Origin of the sequence: Pseudomonas sp. FP2335 (assembly GCF_030687535.1) — a bacterium.
Taxonomy (GTDB): Bacteria; Pseudomonadota; Gammaproteobacteria; order Pseudomonadales; family Pseudomonadaceae; genus Aquipseudomonas.
In genome coordinates this window covers 4,783,708-4,799,636 of sequence record NZ_CP117437.1, presented here as the reverse complement: position 1 = coordinate 4,799,636, position 15,929 = coordinate 4,783,708, and the positions used below count along the sequence as shown (strand labels likewise).

Genomic DNA, 15,929 nt, shown 5'->3' with positions numbered 1-15,929 from the left:
GGTTCATTGCCGAGGTGCCGGGATCTGGTCGAGCATTTGCTTTAGCACCTGGTCCACGTCCAATCCGTCGATGTCCAGTTCGGGGGCGATACGCACCCGATGGCGCAATACCGCCAGGGCGCAGCCCTTGATGTCATCCGGGGTGACAAACTCACCGCCGCGCAACAGGGCCCTGGCTCGGGCGCCGCGTACCAGGGCGATGGACGCCCGGGGGCCGGCGCCAATGGTCAATCCTGGCCAACTGCGGGTGGCGCGTGCCAGGCGCACGGCATAGTCGAGTACCTGCTCGTCGAGGGGCAGTTCGCTGGCGATCTGTTGCAATTGCAGCACATCTTCAGCCTGCAACACGGTACGCAGGGGCTGTACATCAAGCATGTCGGCGCGGGATGAGCGCGTCACTTCGCGCACCATGTCCAGCTCTTGTTGCGCATCGGGGTAGTCCATGCGGACTTTCAGCATGAAGCGGTCCAGCTCGGCTTCGGGCAGGGGGTAGGTGCCTTCCTGTTCGATCGGGTTCTGGGTCGCCAGCACCATGAAGGGTTGGCCGATGGGCAGCGCTTCGCCTTCAAGGGTGACCTGACGTTCTTGCATGGCTTCGAGCAGCGCCGCCTGGGTCTTGGCCGGGGCGCGGTTGATCTCGTCAGCCAGCAGCAGATGGGTAAACAACGGCCCCTTTCGCAACTTGAACTGCTCAGTGTGCAGGTCGTACACGGCATGGCCGGTGACGTCACTGGGCATCAGGTCCGGGGTGAACTGGATACGCGCGAATTCTCCACCGAAACACCGCGCAAGGGCGCGCACCAGCAAGGTCTTGCCCAGGCCGGGAACGCCTTCGAGCAAGACATGGCCTCCGGCGATCAGCGATGTGAGGACATCATCGATCACCTGATCCTGGCCAATGACCGCTTTACGTAGTTCAACACGCAGGGCCTGTGCCTGCCGACTGGCCTTTTGCAGGCTTTCGGTCGTCAGGGCAGTTGCCGGGGAATATTCGCTCATAGGGCGTTCCTGAGAGTTTGCAGGCTGGCCACCTGACGGCTGAAATCGGCGCTGGTGAGCCGTTTTGCCGGGAGGGGGCCGAGGGCCTGGCTGATGACGTGAGAAGGTTGGCGCGTCAGGTGTTCGAGCACCTGCTGCTGTTCTGCGGAGTCGAGGTGTTCAAAACCTGGGTGACGCCGCCTTGCGGCGCGCAGGATGTCGCGCTGCAACGCACGCAGCAAAGCACCCTGGCCGCCGCGGCGGAGCAGGAAGTCGGCGCTCGCGTTCAGGTGTTCTTGCAGTTGCCGGCGCGCCTTGGGGGCCGGCGCTTGTATCGGACCTTGGCGCATGCCGACGTGCCAGAGTGCCAGGGCGAGCAGCGCAGCGAGTGCCACCAACGCCTGGGGGAAGTAGCGCAGCAACAGGGTGAACAGGTTGTCCACGTCACTGTTGAACAGCAGGGTCACCGCGGTGCCTTGGTTGAGATACCACAGCAGCCAGGCGTTGTCGTGCTTGCCGATGTTCGGGTTTTTCCACAGGTCGCTGTCGGTGATCACCGTCACACGACCATGCCCGAGATTGAGTTGCATCAGGTGGCTGGACTGGGCGCTATTGGCAGAAAACTGTGCCAGATGCTTGGGGTCGGTGAGGTTGAAGTCGGTATCGAAACTGAAATAGGCCGGTGCGGTTTCGTTGTCGACATAGAGCTTGGTCAGGTCTGGCGATTTCTGTTTTCGCGCAGGTACGGGCTCGTCAGGTTCGTCGCTCAATGCCTGGTGAATCTGCAGGTGATCCAGCAGCAAGTCGCCGCTGTTGCCGGTTTCTTCATCCCAGAGCGCTTCAGCCACCAATAGCAGATGGCCGCCGGACCTGGCCCAGTCCAACAGCTGCTCGGCCTGGCGTGGTGTCATGTTGCTGCGCTCGCCCAGCAACAGCAGGCTGTTGTTTTTGGCTGGCAGGGTCTTCAGCCTCTCAAGGCTATTGGCGTGTTCGACGCCCAGGCCTTGCTGGCGTAAAAAGTGTTCCGCTGCCAGGTAGGGGTTGGCTGCGGCCTCGGGTGAGGGGCCGCGGTCTATGACTTCATCGTAGGGGATCGCTTTGTTTCCGACATAGACAAGGCCTGCCCCCAGCAGGCACGTCAGCAGCGCTACGATGACCCACAGTAAAGTCCGTTTCATCGGGCTGCCCCCGCGTTGAACAAGGTGCGCCAATCACTGCACAGTTGCTGTTGAGCCTGGGCCGGGGGCAAGCGGTGGCCGTACGCGAGGTTTTGCCAGTGCCGGGTCAGCTCATCGCTGAATGCCAGCAAGTGCGGCTGTTGCAGCCGATGGATGCGTTCCAGGACCTGGCCTTCCGTATCGGCGCTTTTCAGTGGCAGGTTGAAGTCATGCAGCAACCGGCTAAGCAAGCCTCGATAGAGCAGGCCGAGTGCTTCCCGTGGCTGTGTGGGCCAAAGTTGCTCGGCCGTGCTGGCGATGTCGTCGGGCAAGGTCTCGACGCCCAGTTCCAGGCCGAACAGTTGCGTGGGTATCGGTTTGGCGGGTTTTGGTTGGCGTGAGCGGCGCCGGCTGACAAAGGCGTGCAGCCAATCGCGATAGCGCCAGATGAGCAGGGCAATACCGGCGGCCAACAGGCTCCACAGCAGCACTTCCATGCCCAAGGCGACGTGTTTGAGGGTATTGCCGTTGAGGTTGTCCAGCCATGCCCGCAACCAGGCCGGCAGCTTGCCGTCTCCGTGTGCCTTGCTCTTAGTGGCGGGTTTCTCATCGCCGAAACGATAGCGCGTGACGGTTTCCGGATTTTTGAACGGTGGCTTCTCCAGCAATGTCTTGATCGACTGGCTGGCGGCCTGGGTTGTCACTTGTTTGGGCGGGGAGGCGTCCTCGGCCATGGCGGGGCCGCTGAATGGGCTCAGGGCCAGCACCGTCACCAGCACCAACAACGGCACTACGCTGCTCAGGCGTTCGCGCAGGCGGCGGAATACCAGCTCCAGGTCCCAGGCCTCCAGCACGGTACGGCGGTTGAGGTACAGGCTGAAGCCGCACGCGACATACATCGGCTCCCAGAACACCAGGATCAGGGCATAGAAGGCATTGCCCAGGTGTTCCAGCCAGAGCCCCTCGGAACCCGTGGCCAGTGCCATTCGTTGCCAGTCCCAATCCAGTTCGAGCTGCTGGGGGATGAGTAGATAGAACAGGGCCATGCAGCCGAACCACAGGCCTATTTCCAGATGCACCCCAATAATGGTCAGCCAGCGTCCGGCCCAGGCGCTGCGTTGCTGCAAGACGCCCAGGCGTTTTTGGCGGTCGGGACCATCCAGGCCTTCGAGTTGACTGACCGGCATCAAAAAGCTGCGACTCGGGCTGAGTCGCCGCCAGGTCAGGCTGGCCAATAGCTGGCCTTTGAGCAGTCGCGGCCATTGGCTGACGGCCTGCCTGGCGCTGGGTGTCTCTGCGAACAGGGCTTTCGACAAGATATACAGCGGCAGACGATCAAAGGCCGGCTTCAGCCACCAGAACACCAACAGAGCCGTGGAGGGATACTTCCAGAACAGTGCGGTCAGCAACGCGAAAACCGGCAAGGTCACCATCGCCCAACTGCCCATCAGCAGCCAGCGATGTTCCTGGGCCATCCGTACTCCAAGGTCCATGGCTTCCCATGGCGTGCGGGGGCGGATCACTACGCTGGCATTACTCAGGCGCATGGCGAGTCCGTCCGGCAAAGATCAGGTAAGCGGCCACCAGCAACCAGAGCAGGGTGCCCACCAGGTATTTGAGCCAGGGCGCAACGCTGGTGGTGGAAGACCAATAGGCTTCGATGAACGCGGCGATCAGCAGGAACACCATCACGCCGCACAGCATCTGCACGCTTTGATGCGCCGCCAGCCGCAGGGATTCGCCTCGCGTCAGTTGACCCGGGGCGATCAATGCCCAGCCCAGTTGCAGTCCCGCCGCGCCGGCCAGGGCGATGGCGCTGAGTTCGAAGGCGCCATGGCCGATCACAAAGGACCAGAACGTCTGGCCAAAGCCTATTTCGGTGAGGTGGCCGGAGATCGCACCGATGATCAGGCCGTTGAAGATCAGGAAGAACACACTGCCCAGCCCCAGCAACAAACCGGCGGCGAAGGTCTGGAACGCGATACCGATGTTATGCATCACGTAGTAGCCAAACATCATCCAGTCTTCGCTGGAAGCACGTTCGGCCGCGCGCCCGAGGCGGCTGGCCTCGGGGTTGTACATGCTGTGCATCTCGGCTACCTGCTGGGGGCTGACGATGCTGTAGATCAGGTCGGGAAACAGGTACACCAGCAGTGCTACACCGGCCAGGCTGCCGAAGAACAGCAGGCTGGCAACCAATACAAAGCGCCACTGCGCGCGAACCAGGCGTGGGAAGTCGGCCAGGATAAAACTCAGGACCTTTGCGCCCAATTGGCTGCGATGGCGGTAGAGCTGTTGATGGCCACGCAAGGCCAGTTGTTGCAGGGGGTCCACCAGATAACTGCTGTAGCCGCGCTCCTGAGCCAGGGCGAGGTGTTGGCACAGGCGCCGATACTGGTGGGGGAAGTCGGTCACGTCAGCGGCCTTGGCCTTGCCTTGTTCCAGCTGGGTCAGTTGTTCGGCGAAGGCATGCCATTGCTGCTGGTAACGGCTTTCGAACAGGCTCTGTTTCATATTGGCCCCAACAGGCCGCGAGCCACGCCGTTGAGTTGTTCGGCGGCACGTGCCGGTGACACTTGCAGGGGCGTGGCGAGAATGGAGGCCAGTTCGTGGACCCGCTCGGCCGACAACTCACCCTGGCGTTCGGCAAAGCCAAGGATGGCGCGTTGCTCGCTGAGGTCCAAGGCAAAGGGCAGGCGCAAGGCCGCAGCTGCGGGGACATTGGGACGGGGCAGGGGATGCTCGCGGTAGATCACCAGCGTACCGGCGGCGAGGTCGCCGAGTCGTTTGAAATGGGGGTGCTGCAGGCAACTGATGGCCCCGAGAAAGTAGCCGAAAGGCAGCATGTCGACAAAGCGCAGCAGGTTGCGGATCAACGAGGCGGACCAGCCGATGGGCGTGCCGTCATCCTGTACCACGCGCAAGCCCATCACCTGCTTGCCTGGGGAGCAGCCCTGGTTGAGCACTTCGAACAGCACCATGTACCACCAGCTGACCAGGAACAGCAGCAGCGAACCGATGCCGATGCCGATATTGCCGAGCAGCGCCAGGGGCACGACGAGGATTCCCATGACCAGCCCACGCAGGCCCAGGTCGAACCCGAAGGCCAATGCACGGGGTACCAGGCCGGCTGGGCGCAACGGCAGGTCGATGCCCTCCGGGGTCTCGATCTGGTAACGGGTGTCCAATGGGGCTGATGGCATCGCGATCCTTGGCAGTGCAGTGTGGCTGAGAGAGACGGATGCTAGCAGTGTCGGCGCTGGAAGCAACCATTCAAGGTTTTACTGGATGTTTGTACAGGGTCGATGGCGCTGGCTTCGAATGCCTTGCAGCGCCTAGACTTTGCCGATCTTCAGCACAGGAACAGCCCGTGACCTCCATTTTCTGGTACGACTATGAAACCACCGGCATCAATCCGCGCAGCGATCGCCCCCTTCAGGTCGCCGGTATCCGCACCGATCTTGAACTGAACGAGATCGGGCCGCCGGTCAACCTATACTGCCAACCCAGCGACGACATCCTGCCGCATCCTGCTGCATGTGCGATTACCGGCATCACCCCCGGCATCCTGGCGCAAAAAGGCTTGGCCGAGGCCGATTTCATGACACGGGTGCACGCCGAACTGGCTGCCCCCGGTACTTGCGGGGCCGGTTACAACACCTTGCGGTTCGACGATGAAATGACGCGCTACAGCCTGTATCGCAACTTCTTCGACCCTTATGCCCGCGAGTGGCAAGGCGGCAACAGTCGCTGGGACTTGATCGACGTGGTGCGCACCGCCTACGCCTTGCGTCCGGAAGGTATCGAATGGCCACAGCAGGACGGCCGTGTCACGCTCAAGCTTGAACGCCTGACCGCCGCCAACGGGATTGATCATGGCCAGGCCCACGATGCCTTGTCCGACGTGCGTGCAACCATTGCGTTGGCCCGGTTGGTACGGGAGAAACAGCCCAAGCTGTATGACTGGCTGTTCCAGTTGCGCAGCAAACAGCGGGTGATGGACCAGGTGCGTCTATTGCAGCCGATGGTGCATATCTCCGGACGTTTTTCGGCCGAGCGTCATTACCTGGGCGTTGTGTTGCCATTGGCTTGGCACCCACGCAATCGCAATGCGTTGATTGTCTGTGACCTGGGTCTCGACCCTCAAGGCTTGCTGGACCTTGATGCCGAAACCTTGCGTCAGCGCCTCTACACGCGGCGTGACGAACTCGCTGACGGGGAACTGCCTGTGCCCCTCAAATTGCTGCACATCAATCGCTGCCCGGTGGTGGCTCCGTTGAATGTGTTGCGGGCGCAAGATCGTGAACGCTTGCACTTGGATATGGACAGTTACCAGGCGCGCGCGCTGCGGCTAACTGACGCACAGGAAGTTTGGCGCGACAAGTTGGCGAGCATTTATGCCGAGGAGGAATTTGCGCCGACAACAGACCCGGAGCAGCAGCTTTATGATGGTTTTATCGGCGATCGCGATCGGCGCTTATGTGAACAAGTACGCAACGCTGAACCTGCGCAACTAGCACATCAGCAGTGGCCGTTCGACGATCATCGCCTGCCCGAATTATTATTTCGCTACCGTGCGCGCAACTTTCCCGAGACCTTGAATAACGAGGAGCAACAACGCTGGAAATTATTTTGCCAGCAGCGTTTGTCGGACGCTGAGCTGGGCGCGCCGATTACCCTTGAGGGATTTAATCAGGCACGCCTGGAGTTGGCGGCAAGTGCCACGCCGTATCAGTTGCAGGTGTTGGCGCAGTGGCAGGAATATGCCGACGCTTTAGCGGCCCGGTTCAATTTGTAATCGGGGCCCTAGAGTATTTTCAGGCAATAAAAAACGCCAGCGAGCTGGCGTTTTCAAAGTGTCGCGTATCAGGCCGCAGCCCGATGGGGCTTAGCCCAGCAGGGTAGCCCAACCTTCAACCACGTCACCGCCCCACTTGGCTTTCCACTCTTTCAGAGTCTTGTGGTTGCCACCTTTGGTTTCAATCACTTCGCCGTTGTGTGGGTTCTTGTATTGCTTGACCTTGCGAGCACGCTTGGTGCCGGTAGTTTTCACGGCGCCACGTGGAGCCTTAACTTTCGACTCTGGGTCCAGCAGCGCGATGATGTCACGCAGGGACTTGGAGTATTCACCCATCAGGGTGCGCAGTTTGCCTTCGAATTCCAGCTCAGTTTGCAGCTTGTCGTCTTGGGACAGGTTCTTCAAGCGGGCTTGCAGCTCTTTGATAGCTTCTTCGGTGGCACGGTATTCGTTGATCAGGGACATGTGGACTACCTTATGTAGAGCGCTGATTGACAGGAAGTGGGTCAATAATAGTCAGGCCAAATCCTCAAGTAAACATTTAAGGGTGTATTTATGTGAATTGCGTTGAATGTTTGTGGCAATGCAATGCGTTGGAGTTAATTAATAGGGCATACGCGGCAAAGATAATCTACGTAAGAAAAGCATAATTGCCCGATTTTGCGCGTGAACGTTCATATAGCGCTGGTAAAACCTTACGCTATTAAGGGGCGTATCGCTGCCAGGCCACCAGAATAAGCCTCGACGGATACTGCAGTTTTTCTGCGTAGTGGCTAGAATGGCGGCCTTTGCGAAGTTCTGGAGTTTTCCCCTAATGCGCACTTTTCGGCTGGTGATTGCTTGCCCGGACCGGGTTGGTATCGTTGCCAAAGTCAGTAACTTTCTGGCCTCCCACAACGGCTGGATCACCGAGGCGAGCCATCACTCGGACAATCTCAGCGGTTGGTTCTTCATGCGTCACGAGATTCGTGCCGACTCGCTGCCCTTTGGCCTTGATGCCTTCCGCGAGGCGTTTGCGCCGATTGCCGAAGAGTTTTCGATGACCTGGCACATCACCGACACCGAGCAGAAAAAACGCGTGGTGCTGATGGCCAGCCGCGAATCCCACTGCCTGGCGGACTTGCTGCACCGCTGGCACAGCGATGAGCTGGACTGCGAGATCGCCTGCGTGATTTCCAACCACGACGACCTGCGCAGCATGGTTGAGTGGCATGGCATCCCGTACTACCACGTGCCGGTCAACCCGCAGGACAAGGAACCGGCGTTCGCCGAGGTGTCCCGCCTGGTCAAGCAGCACGAAGCCGACGTCGTGGTGCTGGCGCGCTACATGCAGATCCTTCCGCCGGAGCTGTGCAGTGCCTACGCTGGCAAGGTGATCAATATCCACCACAGCTTTCTGCCGTCGTTTGTCGGCGCCAAGCCGTATCACCAGGCATCGCTGCGTGGTGTGAAGTTGATTGGTGCGACCTGCCACTACGTGACCGAAGAGCTGGACGCCGGCCCGATCATCGAGCAGGACGTGGTCCGCGTGAGCCACAGCGACAGCATCGAAGACATGGTGCGTTTCGGCCGTGACGTCGAGAAGATGGTGTTGGCCCGTGGCCTGCGTTACCACTTGGAAGACCGCGTGCTGGTTCACGGTAACAAGACTGTGGTGTTCTGATCACCGAGTGGTGATTGAAGAATGAAGGGCCTGGGCGTTAAATCGTCCCAGGCCCTTTTTTTTGCCTGCCCTCAAGGAGTGGACCATGAGCGATCCGTTGGACAAAGCCACATCCAAAGCCCCGGCGACGCTGGGGGAGGGTTGTTTGAGCCGCTATGACCCGGATGACCTCGACAGTGAGGACGGCACCGATTTTCCCGGTGCCGCCGAACTGTGGGCGCGTGAGCAGGGCAAGCCTGCACACGGGTCAGATGCGGAAGCTGCCGACCAACTGCTTGAGCCGCCCGGCCTGTTGCTCAAGGTCGGCACAGGCACGCAAGGTTGACTGCAGGTTTTCCACACCTTCCTGGTTGAGGGTGTTGATCTCGGTGATGTCCATGTTGATCGACTCCACCACCGAGGTCTGTTCCTCGGTAGCGGTGGCGACCGACTGGTTCATGCCGTCGATTTCGCCGATACGTTGGGTCACGCTGTTCAGGCGTTCGCCAGCGAGGTTGGCAATCTCCACGCTGTCCTGGCTGTGACGCTGGCTTTCGCTCATGGTACTGACCGAGTCCCGTGCACCGACTTGCAGCTCTTCGATCATGGTTTGCACCTGTTGCGCCGATTCCTGGGTGCGATGGGCCAGGTTGCGCACTTCATCGGCGACCACGGCAAAGCCACGGCCAGCTTCCCCGGCGCGGGCGGCTTCGATGGCGGCGTTGAGCGCCAGCAGGTTGGTTTGCTGGGAGATGCTGGTGATGACTTCGAGAATTTGCCCGATGTTCACCGTTTTGCTGTTAAGTGCTTCGATATTGGTGCTCGAAGCGCTGATCATCGCCGATAGCTGCGTCATCGCCTTGATGTTGCGCTCCACCACTTGCTGACCATCTTCCGCCAGGCTGCGCGCATCGCTGGCCTGGCTGGAGGCCTGCGCGGCGTTACGGGCGATTTCCTGGGCGGCGGCCCCCAGTTGATTGATGGCGGCAGCCACGCTGTTGGTGCGGTTGGCCTGTTCGTCGGAATTGACCATTGATGAGTTGGACGCGCTGACCACACGCAGGGCCACTTCATTGACCTGCCCGGTGGCCGAGGACACTTCGCGGATCGACGTATGAATACGCTCGACGAAGCGGTTGAACGCGTTGCCCAGGGTGCCGAATTCGTCGTGGTTCTGGATGGTCAGGCGGCGCGTCAGGTCGCCTTCGCCATCGGCGATGTCCTGCATGGCGCGGGTCATCAGGTGCAACGGTTGCAGCAGCACACGGATCAGCATGCCAAGCAGGGCGATGATGATCACCACGGCAATGAGGGTGGCGATCACCGCCGAGGTGCGAAATTCGCTGAGCATGGCGAAGGCTTTGTCTTTATCCACCGAAATTCCGAGATACCAGTTCACCGACGGCAAGCCTTTGATCGGTGTGAAGGTGACGATGTTGTCCTTGCCGTTGGCCTCGACCTCGCTGAAGTCGCTGCTGATTTTCGGGGTGTTTTTGGGGTAGACGTCGGCCAGGGTCTTCATCACCAGGTTTTTGTCCGGGTGCACCAGGACCTTGCCGTCGGCACTGACCAGGAAGGCGTAGCCCATGCCGCCCAGGTCCAGCGCGCCAATGTTGTCCACCAGGGTTTGCAGGCTCAGGTCACCGCCCACGACGCCGATGCTTTGGCCGGACTTGATGCTGGGGGTGGCGATGGAAATGATCAATTTGCCAGTAGCGGCGTCGATGTAGGGTTCGGTCAGGGTCGAACCGTTACTGCTCTGGGCGCCCTTGTACCAGGGGCGAACGCGGGGGTCGAAGCCGTCCGGCATTTTGGTGTCGGGGCGGATGGTGAAGGCGCCCGTGCTGTCGCCTACGTAGGTTGCCATGAACGAGGAGGTCAGGGTTTTCTGATCCAGCAGGCTGCCGACCACACTCGGCTCGGGGTTGATGGCGATGTTCTGTGCGGCGTTTTCCACCAGGGCAATGCGCCCGGTGAGCCAGGTTTGAATGTTGCCTGCGGTGACGTCGCCCATTTCATTCAGGTAGCTGTTGAGGTCGTTGCGAATGGCGTTGCGTTGCAGGTAGTCGTTGTAGAGGGTAAACAGCGCGAATGCGGCGACGACTATAAGGGAGGCTGCAAGCAGGATTTTATGGCTGAAGCGTAGATTTTTATTCATGGCTTGTAGGGGTCCGCTAAGGTCTTAATATCCGATGCGCGTCCTTGTGGGAGGCGCAGAATGGCAGCGTCAAAAAAGGTGTGATATTGCTTGTGATAGCTCCGCTGGCTCCTGTGGGAATTATCTGACCTATTTTTAGACTTTGTGGGTCTCACATCTGTCTGTATCGACCTCGCGTTATTAAAGCTTAATCATGGGAGACAAAATGTCTGACTCCACGCAACTCCTGATCGGCGCAGACCTTGAAGGCCAGCCCATCGCCCAGGCCATGCGCCTGGGCAATCGCCACGGGCTTATCGCCGGTGCCACCGGCACGGGCAAGACCGTCACCTTGCAGCGTCTGGCCGAGGCGTTCAGCGATGCCGGTGTGGCGGTGTTTGCCGCTGACATCAAGGGCGATCTGTGTGGCCTGGGTGCCGCCGCCAACCCCCAGGGCAAAGTGGTCGAGCGCATTGCCGGCATGCCTTTCCTTAACTACACGGCCAAGGCTTATCCGGTCACGTTGTGGGATATACACGGGCAGTCTGGTCATCCTTTGCGTACCACCATCAGCGAAATGGGCCCGTTGTTGCTTGGCGCCCTGTTGGAGCTGACGGACAGCCAACAATCGGCGCTCTACGCGACATTCAAGATGGCCGACCGCGAAGGTCTGTTGCTGCTGGACTTGAAGGACCTCAAGGCGCTGCTCAACCACTTGCGTTATCACCCGGAGTTGCTGGGCGACGATGCCGCGCTGATGACCACCGGCTCCAGCCAGGCGCTGTTACGGCGCCTGGCGGTGTTGGAGCAGCAGGGCGCCGAAGCCTTGTTTGGCGAACCGGCCCTGCAACTTGAAGATATTCTGCAACCCGCCAGCGACGGACGGGGGCGCATCCACCTGCTGGACGCCAGCCGCCTGGTACACGAGGCGCCGAAGGTCTACGCGACGTTCCTGTTGTGGCTGCTGGCGGAGTTGTTCGAACAACTGCCAGAGCGTGGCGATGCAGACAAACCGCTGCTGGCGCTGTTTTTCGATGAGGCGCATTTGTTGTTCGCCGACACGCCCAGGGCCCTGCAAGAGCGCTTGGAGCAGGTGGTGCGGTTGATTCGTTCGAAAGGGGTAGGGGTGTATTTCGTCACCCAGTCCCCGGGTGACCTGCCGGACACGGTGCTCGCGCAGCTCGGCCTGCGTATCCAGCACGGCCTGCGCGCGTTCACCACCAAAGAGCAGAAGTCTCTGCGGGCGGTGGCAGATGGTTTCCGACCGAACCCCGCGTTCGATGCTCTGGCGGTGTTGACCGAGTTGGGCACGGGTGAGGCGTTGGTGGGCACCTTGCAGGAAAAAGGCACGCCGGAAGTCGTCCAGCGCGTGTTGGTTGCGCCGCCGCAATCGCGGATCGGGCCGTTGAGCGAGGTTGAACGCGTGGCATTGATCGCCAGTTCGCCGTTGCAGGGGCGCTATGACAAGCCGATCGATCGCGAATCAGCCTACGAAGTGCTGATGGCGCGCAAGGAGCTGGGGCCGACCGAGGAGGCCAAGCCGGCCGAAGAAGAGCCGAGTTTTACCGACAAGGCCGGAGCGTTTCTGGGAACGGCAGCGGGCAAGGCGTTGAAATCCGCCATGCAGCAGGCTGCCAATCAGATGGGGCGGCAGCTGGTGCGGGGGTTGCTGGGGTCGTTGCTTGGCGGCAGCAAGCGCAAGTAACGGCTCAGGCCTTGGGCTTGGCGTGGGCGGCGAGCCGCTCAAGCGCTGCGCGCAGGCCTGGATCGCTGATCCCGTCGGCCGTTGCCTGAATGGTTTCGGCCGCGTTTTCCGACAAATCCATGGTGTGCCCCACCGCGCCCTGCTGGACAGTGGGCGGTTGCACCTTGAACTGGATGCGCGTCAGGCTGGCGAACTCATCAAATGCCATCAATTGGCGTTGCAGGCGCTTCTGTTGATAGCGCAGGCGGGTGGCCCAATGGCCATCTGTGACAATGAGTAGCAGGTTGCCCTCGCGCCACGACGCCACATGACAATGTTCACGTGCGGCCGGTTGCAGTTGGCTTTCGACCAGGCGCTGCAGATGGCCCAGGCGTTGTGCATGGCCAAAGATGGCTTTCAACGGCTTGGCTTCGCGAAGCAACGCGCCGGGAGCGCGGGCTGTAAGGGGGCGAAATGCCATTATTGGACACCTAAAGTAACAGAGCGGCCATCTTAGCAGAAAGCGCCTGTACGCCCCCAAGCCATGCGCTGAAGGGGTAAAGCCCGTGAAATCAATAGTTAACTTCTGTGCTCCATGGGTTGAAAGTCCGGTAAAAGCCCTTATTTTAAACAAGCCCTCTCACCGCCCCATGCCTGCATCGGGGAACAACGCCACTTTCCTCACCCACGATTCCGGGTAGAATGCGCGTTCGCATGCGGCCGTGAGGGCTGCTCGGGCCACTCACGGTGCGCCCTCCATCCCTATGTGTGGAAGAACCTGCCGATATGTTTGCGCCTTTGTTAAAGAAACTTTTTGGAAGCAAGAATGAGCGCGAAGTCAAACGCATGCTCAAGACGGTGCAGCTGGTCAATGCCTTCGAAGAGCAGATGGTTGCCCTTTCGGACGAGCAATTGCGCGCCAAGACCGAAGAGTTCAAGGCCCGCATAGCCAAAGGTGAAACCCTCGACAAGCTGCTTCCCGAAGCCTTTGCGGTCGCCCGTGAAGCCGGCAAGCGTGTCATGGGCATGCGCCACTTCGACGTCCAGTTGATCGGCGGCATGACCTTGCATGAAGGCATGATTGCCGAAATGCGTACCGGTGAAGGCAAGACCCTGGTGGCAACGCTGGGTGTTTACCTCAACGCACTGTCCGGCAAGGGCGTGCACGTTGTGACGGTGAACGACTACCTGGCTCGCCGGGACGCCAACTGGATGCGCCCGCTGTATGAATTCCTCGGCCTGACCGTCGGCGTTGTCACGCCGTTCCAGCCGCCGGAAGAGAAACGCGCCGCCTACGCCGCCGACATCACCTACGGCACCAACAACGAATTCGGTTTCGACTACCTGCGCGACAACATGGCGTTCAGCATGGAAGAAAAATTCCAGCGCGAACTCAACTTTGCCGTGATCGACGAAGTCGACTCCATCCTCATCGACGAAGCCCGTACCCCGCTGATCATCTCTGGCCAGGCCGAAGACAGCTCGCGCCTGTACACCGAGATCAACAAGTTGATCCCGCGCCTGGAGCAGCACATCGAGGAAGTCGAAGGCGTGGTGACCAAAGAAGGTCATTTCACCATCGACGAGAAGACCCGCCAGGTCGAACTCAACGAAGCCGGTCACCAGTTCGTCGAAGAAATGCTGACCCAGATCGGCGAGCTGGCCGAGGGTGAAAGCCTGTACTCGGCGCACAACCTGGGCCTGTTGACCCACGTGTATGCCGGGCTGCGTGCCCACAAGCTGTTCCATCGCAACGTTGAATACATCGTGCAGGACGGCCAGGTCGTGCTGGTCGACGAGCACACCGGCCGTACCATGCCAGGCCGCCGTCTGTCCGAAGGCCTGCACCAGGCCATCGAAGCGAAGGAACACCTCAACATCCAGGCTGAAAGCCAGACGTTGGCGTCCACCACCTTCCAGAACTACTTCCGTCTGTACAACAAACTGTCCGGCATGACCGGTACGGCCGACACCGAAGCGTTCGAATTCCACCAGATCTACGGTCTGTCGGTGGTGGTTATCCCGCCGAACAAGCCACTGGCGCGTAAGGACTACAACGACCTGGTGTTCCTGACCGCCGAAGAGAAGTACGCGGCGATCATCAACGACATCAAGGACGGCATGGCCAAGGGCCGTCCAATCCTGGTGGGTACCGCCACCATCGAGACTTCCGAGCATGTGTCCAACCTGCTCAACAAGGAAGGCATCGAGCACAAGGTCCTCAACGCCAAGTTCCACGAAAAAGAAGCCGAGATCATCGCCCAGGCCGGTCGCCCAGGCGCACTGACCATCGCCACCAACATGGCGGGTCGTGGTACCGACATCCTGTTGGGCGGCAACTGGGAAGTGGAAGTCGCGGCCCTGGACAATCCGAGCCCCGAGCAGATCGCCCAGATCAAGGCCGACTGGCAGAAGCGCCACCAGGCCGTGCTGGAATCCGGTGGCTTGCAGGTGATCGCTTCCGAGCGTCACGAATCGCGCCGTATCGACAACCAGCTGCGTGGCCGTGCCGGTCGCCAGGGTGACGCCGGCTCCAGCCGCTTCTACCTGTCCCTGGAAGACAGCCTGATGCGCATCTTCGCCTCGGACCGCGTGAAGAACTTCATGAAGGCCCTGGGCATGCAGTCCGGTGAAGCGATCGAGCACCGTATGGTGACCAACGCCATCGAGAAGGCGCAGCGCAAGGTTGAAGGGCGCAACTTCGATATTCGTAAGCAACTGCTCGAGTTCGATGACGTCAACAACGAACAGCGTAAAGTGATCTATCACATGCGTAACACGTTGCTGGCCGCCGACAACATTGGCGAGACCATCGCCGATTTCCGTCAGGACGTGCTCAACGCCACTGTCAGCGCGCACATTCCGCCACAGTCGCTGCCTGAGCAGTGGGATGTGGCCGGTCTGGAAGCAGCGTTGAAGAGCGATTTCGGCGTGGATCTGCCGGTTCAGCAATGGCTGGACGAAGACGACCACCTGTACGAAGAAACCCTGCGCGAAAAACTGATGGCCGAATTGCTGGCCGCGTACAACGAGAAAGAAGAGCAGGCGAGTGCCGAAGCACTGCGCACCTTCGAGAAGCAAATCGTACTGCGCGTGCTGGACGACCTGTGGAAAGACCACCTGTCGACCATGGACCACTTGCGTCACGGCATCCACCTGCGCGGCTACGCCCAGAAGAACCCGAAGCAGGAGTACAAGCGCGAGTCGTTCACGCTGTTCTCCGAACTGTTGGATTCGATCAAGCGCGATTCGATTCGCGTGCTGTCCCACGTTCAGGTGCGTCGCGAAGACCCGATCGAGGAAGAAGCTCGCCTGCGCCAGGAAGCCGAGGCACTGGCTGCGCGCATGCAGTTCCAGCACGACGAAGCGCCGGGCCTGGACGCCCCAGAGGTGTTGGGCGAAGAGGTCGATGTGGCCTTGGCTCAAACCCCGGTTCGCAACGACCAGAAACTGGGCCGCAACGAGCTGTGCTACTGCGGTTCGGGCAAGAAGTTCAAACACTGCCACGGCCAGATCGAATAAGATTTCGCCCT

13 protein-coding genes and 1 pseudogene are annotated in these 15,929 nt (G+C 60.3%); 5 read left to right on the top strand and 9 right to left on the bottom strand.

Annotated features, from left to right (window positions below; all coding sequences use genetic code 11):
* Positions 1 to 3 precede the first annotated feature (3 nt).
* Genes PSH81_RS21585 through PSH81_RS21565 form a run of 5 tightly spaced genes read right to left on the bottom strand, consistent with a single transcriptional unit; the run spans position 4 to position 5,338 of the window.
* Positions 4 to 999, bottom strand: a complete 996-nt coding sequence (locus PSH81_RS21585; protein ID WP_192299467.1) for a MoxR family ATPase — start codon at positions 997 to 999, stop codon at positions 4 to 6.
* Positions 996 to 2,156 (bottom strand): DUF4350 domain-containing protein, encoded by a 1,161-nt coding sequence (locus PSH81_RS21580; RefSeq protein WP_305391453.1) that lies wholly within the window; start codon positions 2,154 to 2,156, stop codon positions 996 to 998. The genes PSH81_RS21585 and PSH81_RS21580 overlap by 4 nt, the downstream gene beginning before the upstream one ends.
* The gene (locus tag PSH81_RS21575; protein WP_305391452.1) at positions 2,153 to 3,682 is read right to left on the bottom strand and encodes a DUF4129 domain-containing protein; all 1,530 of its coding nucleotides are present in this window, start codon (positions 3,680 to 3,682) and stop codon (positions 2,153 to 2,155) included. Before PSH81_RS21575 ends, PSH81_RS21580 begins: the two co-directional genes overlap by 4 nt.
* Complete coding sequence (locus PSH81_RS21570) at positions 3,669 to 4,649, bottom strand: stage II sporulation protein M (RefSeq protein ID WP_305391451.1); 981 nt, start codon at positions 4,647 to 4,649, stop codon at positions 3,669 to 3,671. Before PSH81_RS21570 ends, PSH81_RS21575 begins: the two co-directional genes overlap by 14 nt.
* Complete coding sequence (locus tag PSH81_RS21565; protein ID WP_226456263.1) at positions 4,646 to 5,338, bottom strand: RDD family protein; 693 nt, start codon at positions 5,336 to 5,338, stop codon at positions 4,646 to 4,648. The genes PSH81_RS21570 and PSH81_RS21565 overlap by 4 nt, the downstream gene beginning before the upstream one ends.
* 167 nt (positions 5,339 to 5,505) lie before the next feature.
* Here PSH81_RS21565 and sbcB point away from each other — a divergent pair, with 167 nt between their 5' ends.
* Positions 5,506 to 6,933 (top strand): exodeoxyribonuclease I, encoded by a 1,428-nt coding sequence (gene sbcB, locus PSH81_RS21560; protein WP_226456262.1) that lies wholly within the window; start codon positions 5,506 to 5,508, stop codon positions 6,931 to 6,933.
* Positions 6,934 to 7,023: 90 nt separating this feature from the next.
* On the opposite strand, the gene mvaT is transcribed toward sbcB, so the two are convergent.
* Positions 7,024 to 7,398, bottom strand: a complete 375-nt coding sequence (gene mvaT, locus PSH81_RS21555; RefSeq protein WP_005790963.1) for a histone-like nucleoid-structuring protein MvaT — start codon at positions 7,396 to 7,398, stop codon at positions 7,024 to 7,026.
* 349 nt (positions 7,399 to 7,747) lie between these two features.
* Between mvaT and purU the strand changes: the two genes are divergently transcribed.
* Both purU and PSH81_RS21545 read left to right on the top strand, forming a co-directional pair.
* Positions 7,748 to 8,596 (top strand): formyltetrahydrofolate deformylase, encoded by an 849-nt coding sequence (purU, locus tag PSH81_RS21550; protein ID WP_226456261.1) that lies wholly within the window; start codon positions 7,748 to 7,750, stop codon positions 8,594 to 8,596.
* A gap of 85 nt (positions 8,597 to 8,681) precedes the next feature.
* Positions 8,682 to 8,921, top strand: coding sequence for a hypothetical protein (locus PSH81_RS21545; RefSeq protein ID WP_192299579.1), 240 nt, complete (start codon positions 8,682 to 8,684; stop codon positions 8,919 to 8,921).
* Here PSH81_RS21545 and PSH81_RS27610 read toward each other — a convergent pair.
* Together PSH81_RS27610 and PSH81_RS27605 are read right to left on the bottom strand one after the other, a co-directional pair.
* Entirely contained in the window at positions 8,844 to 9,608 is a 765-nt protein-coding gene (locus PSH81_RS27610; protein WP_370694924.1) for a methyl-accepting chemotaxis protein, read from the bottom strand. The two genes, PSH81_RS21545 and PSH81_RS27610, sit on opposite strands and share 78 nt — an antisense overlap.
* 141 nt (positions 9,609 to 9,749) lie before the next feature.
* Positions 9,750 to 10,589 (bottom strand): annotated as a pseudogene (locus tag PSH81_RS27605) (cache domain-containing protein); the annotation flags it as partial.
* A 349-nt stretch (positions 10,590 to 10,938) separates the two neighbouring features.
* Here PSH81_RS27605 and PSH81_RS21535 point away from each other — a divergent pair.
* Positions 10,939 to 12,417, top strand: coding sequence for a helicase HerA-like domain-containing protein (locus PSH81_RS21535; protein WP_305391449.1), 1,479 nt, complete (start codon positions 10,939 to 10,941; stop codon positions 12,415 to 12,417).
* A gap of 4 nt (positions 12,418 to 12,421) precedes the next feature.
* Here PSH81_RS21535 and PSH81_RS21530 read toward each other — a convergent pair whose 3' ends face one another.
* On the bottom strand, positions 12,422 to 12,877 hold the full coding sequence (locus PSH81_RS21530; RefSeq protein WP_192299440.1) for a DUF721 domain-containing protein: 456 nt from the start codon (positions 12,875 to 12,877) through the stop codon (positions 12,422 to 12,424).
* A 305-nt stretch (positions 12,878 to 13,182) separates the two neighbouring features.
* Here PSH81_RS21530 and secA point away from each other — a divergent pair, with 305 nt between their 5' ends.
* The gene (gene secA / locus PSH81_RS21525; protein WP_192299439.1) at positions 13,183 to 15,918 is read left to right on the top strand and encodes a preprotein translocase subunit SecA; all 2,736 of its coding nucleotides are present in this window, start codon (positions 13,183 to 13,185) and stop codon (positions 15,916 to 15,918) included.
* Positions 15,919 to 15,929 lie beyond the last annotated feature (11 nt).

Coding starts and splice junctions, on each gene's coding strand:
- mvaT (WP_005790963.1), bottom strand. CDS start 7,398: ATGTCCCTGATCAACGAATACCGTGCCACCGAAGAAGCTATCAAAGAG.
- purU (WP_226456261.1), top strand. CDS start 7,748: ATGCGCACTTTTCGGCTGGTGATTGCTTGCCCGGACCGGGTTGGTATC.
- secA (WP_192299439.1), top strand. CDS start 13,183: ATGTTTGCGCCTTTGTTAAAGAAACTTTTTGGAAGCAAGAATGAGCGC.
- PSH81_RS21565 (WP_226456263.1), bottom strand. CDS start 5,338: ATGCCATCAGCCCCATTGGACACCCGTTACCAGATCGAGACCCCGGAG.
- PSH81_RS21580 (WP_305391453.1), bottom strand. CDS start 2,156: ATGAAACGGACTTTACTGTGGGTCATCGTAGCGCTGCTGACGTGCCTG.
- PSH81_RS21575 (WP_305391452.1), bottom strand. CDS start 3,682: ATGCGCCTGAGTAATGCCAGCGTAGTGATCCGCCCCCGCACGCCATGG.
- PSH81_RS21545 (WP_192299579.1), top strand. CDS start 8,682: ATGAGCGATCCGTTGGACAAAGCCACATCCAAAGCCCCGGCGACGCTG.
- PSH81_RS21530 (WP_192299440.1), bottom strand. CDS start 12,877: ATGGCATTTCGCCCCCTTACAGCCCGCGCTCCCGGCGCGTTGCTTCGC.
- PSH81_RS27610 (WP_370694924.1), bottom strand. CDS start 9,608: ATGGTCAATTCCGACGAACAGGCCAACCGCACCAACAGCGTGGCTGCC.
- PSH81_RS21535 (WP_305391449.1), top strand. CDS start 10,939: ATGTCTGACTCCACGCAACTCCTGATCGGCGCAGACCTTGAAGGCCAG.
- PSH81_RS21585 (WP_192299467.1), bottom strand. CDS start 999: ATGAGCGAATATTCCCCGGCAACTGCCCTGACGACCGAAAGCCTGCAA.
- PSH81_RS21570 (WP_305391451.1), bottom strand. CDS start 4,649: ATGAAACAGAGCCTGTTCGAAAGCCGTTACCAGCAGCAATGGCATGCC.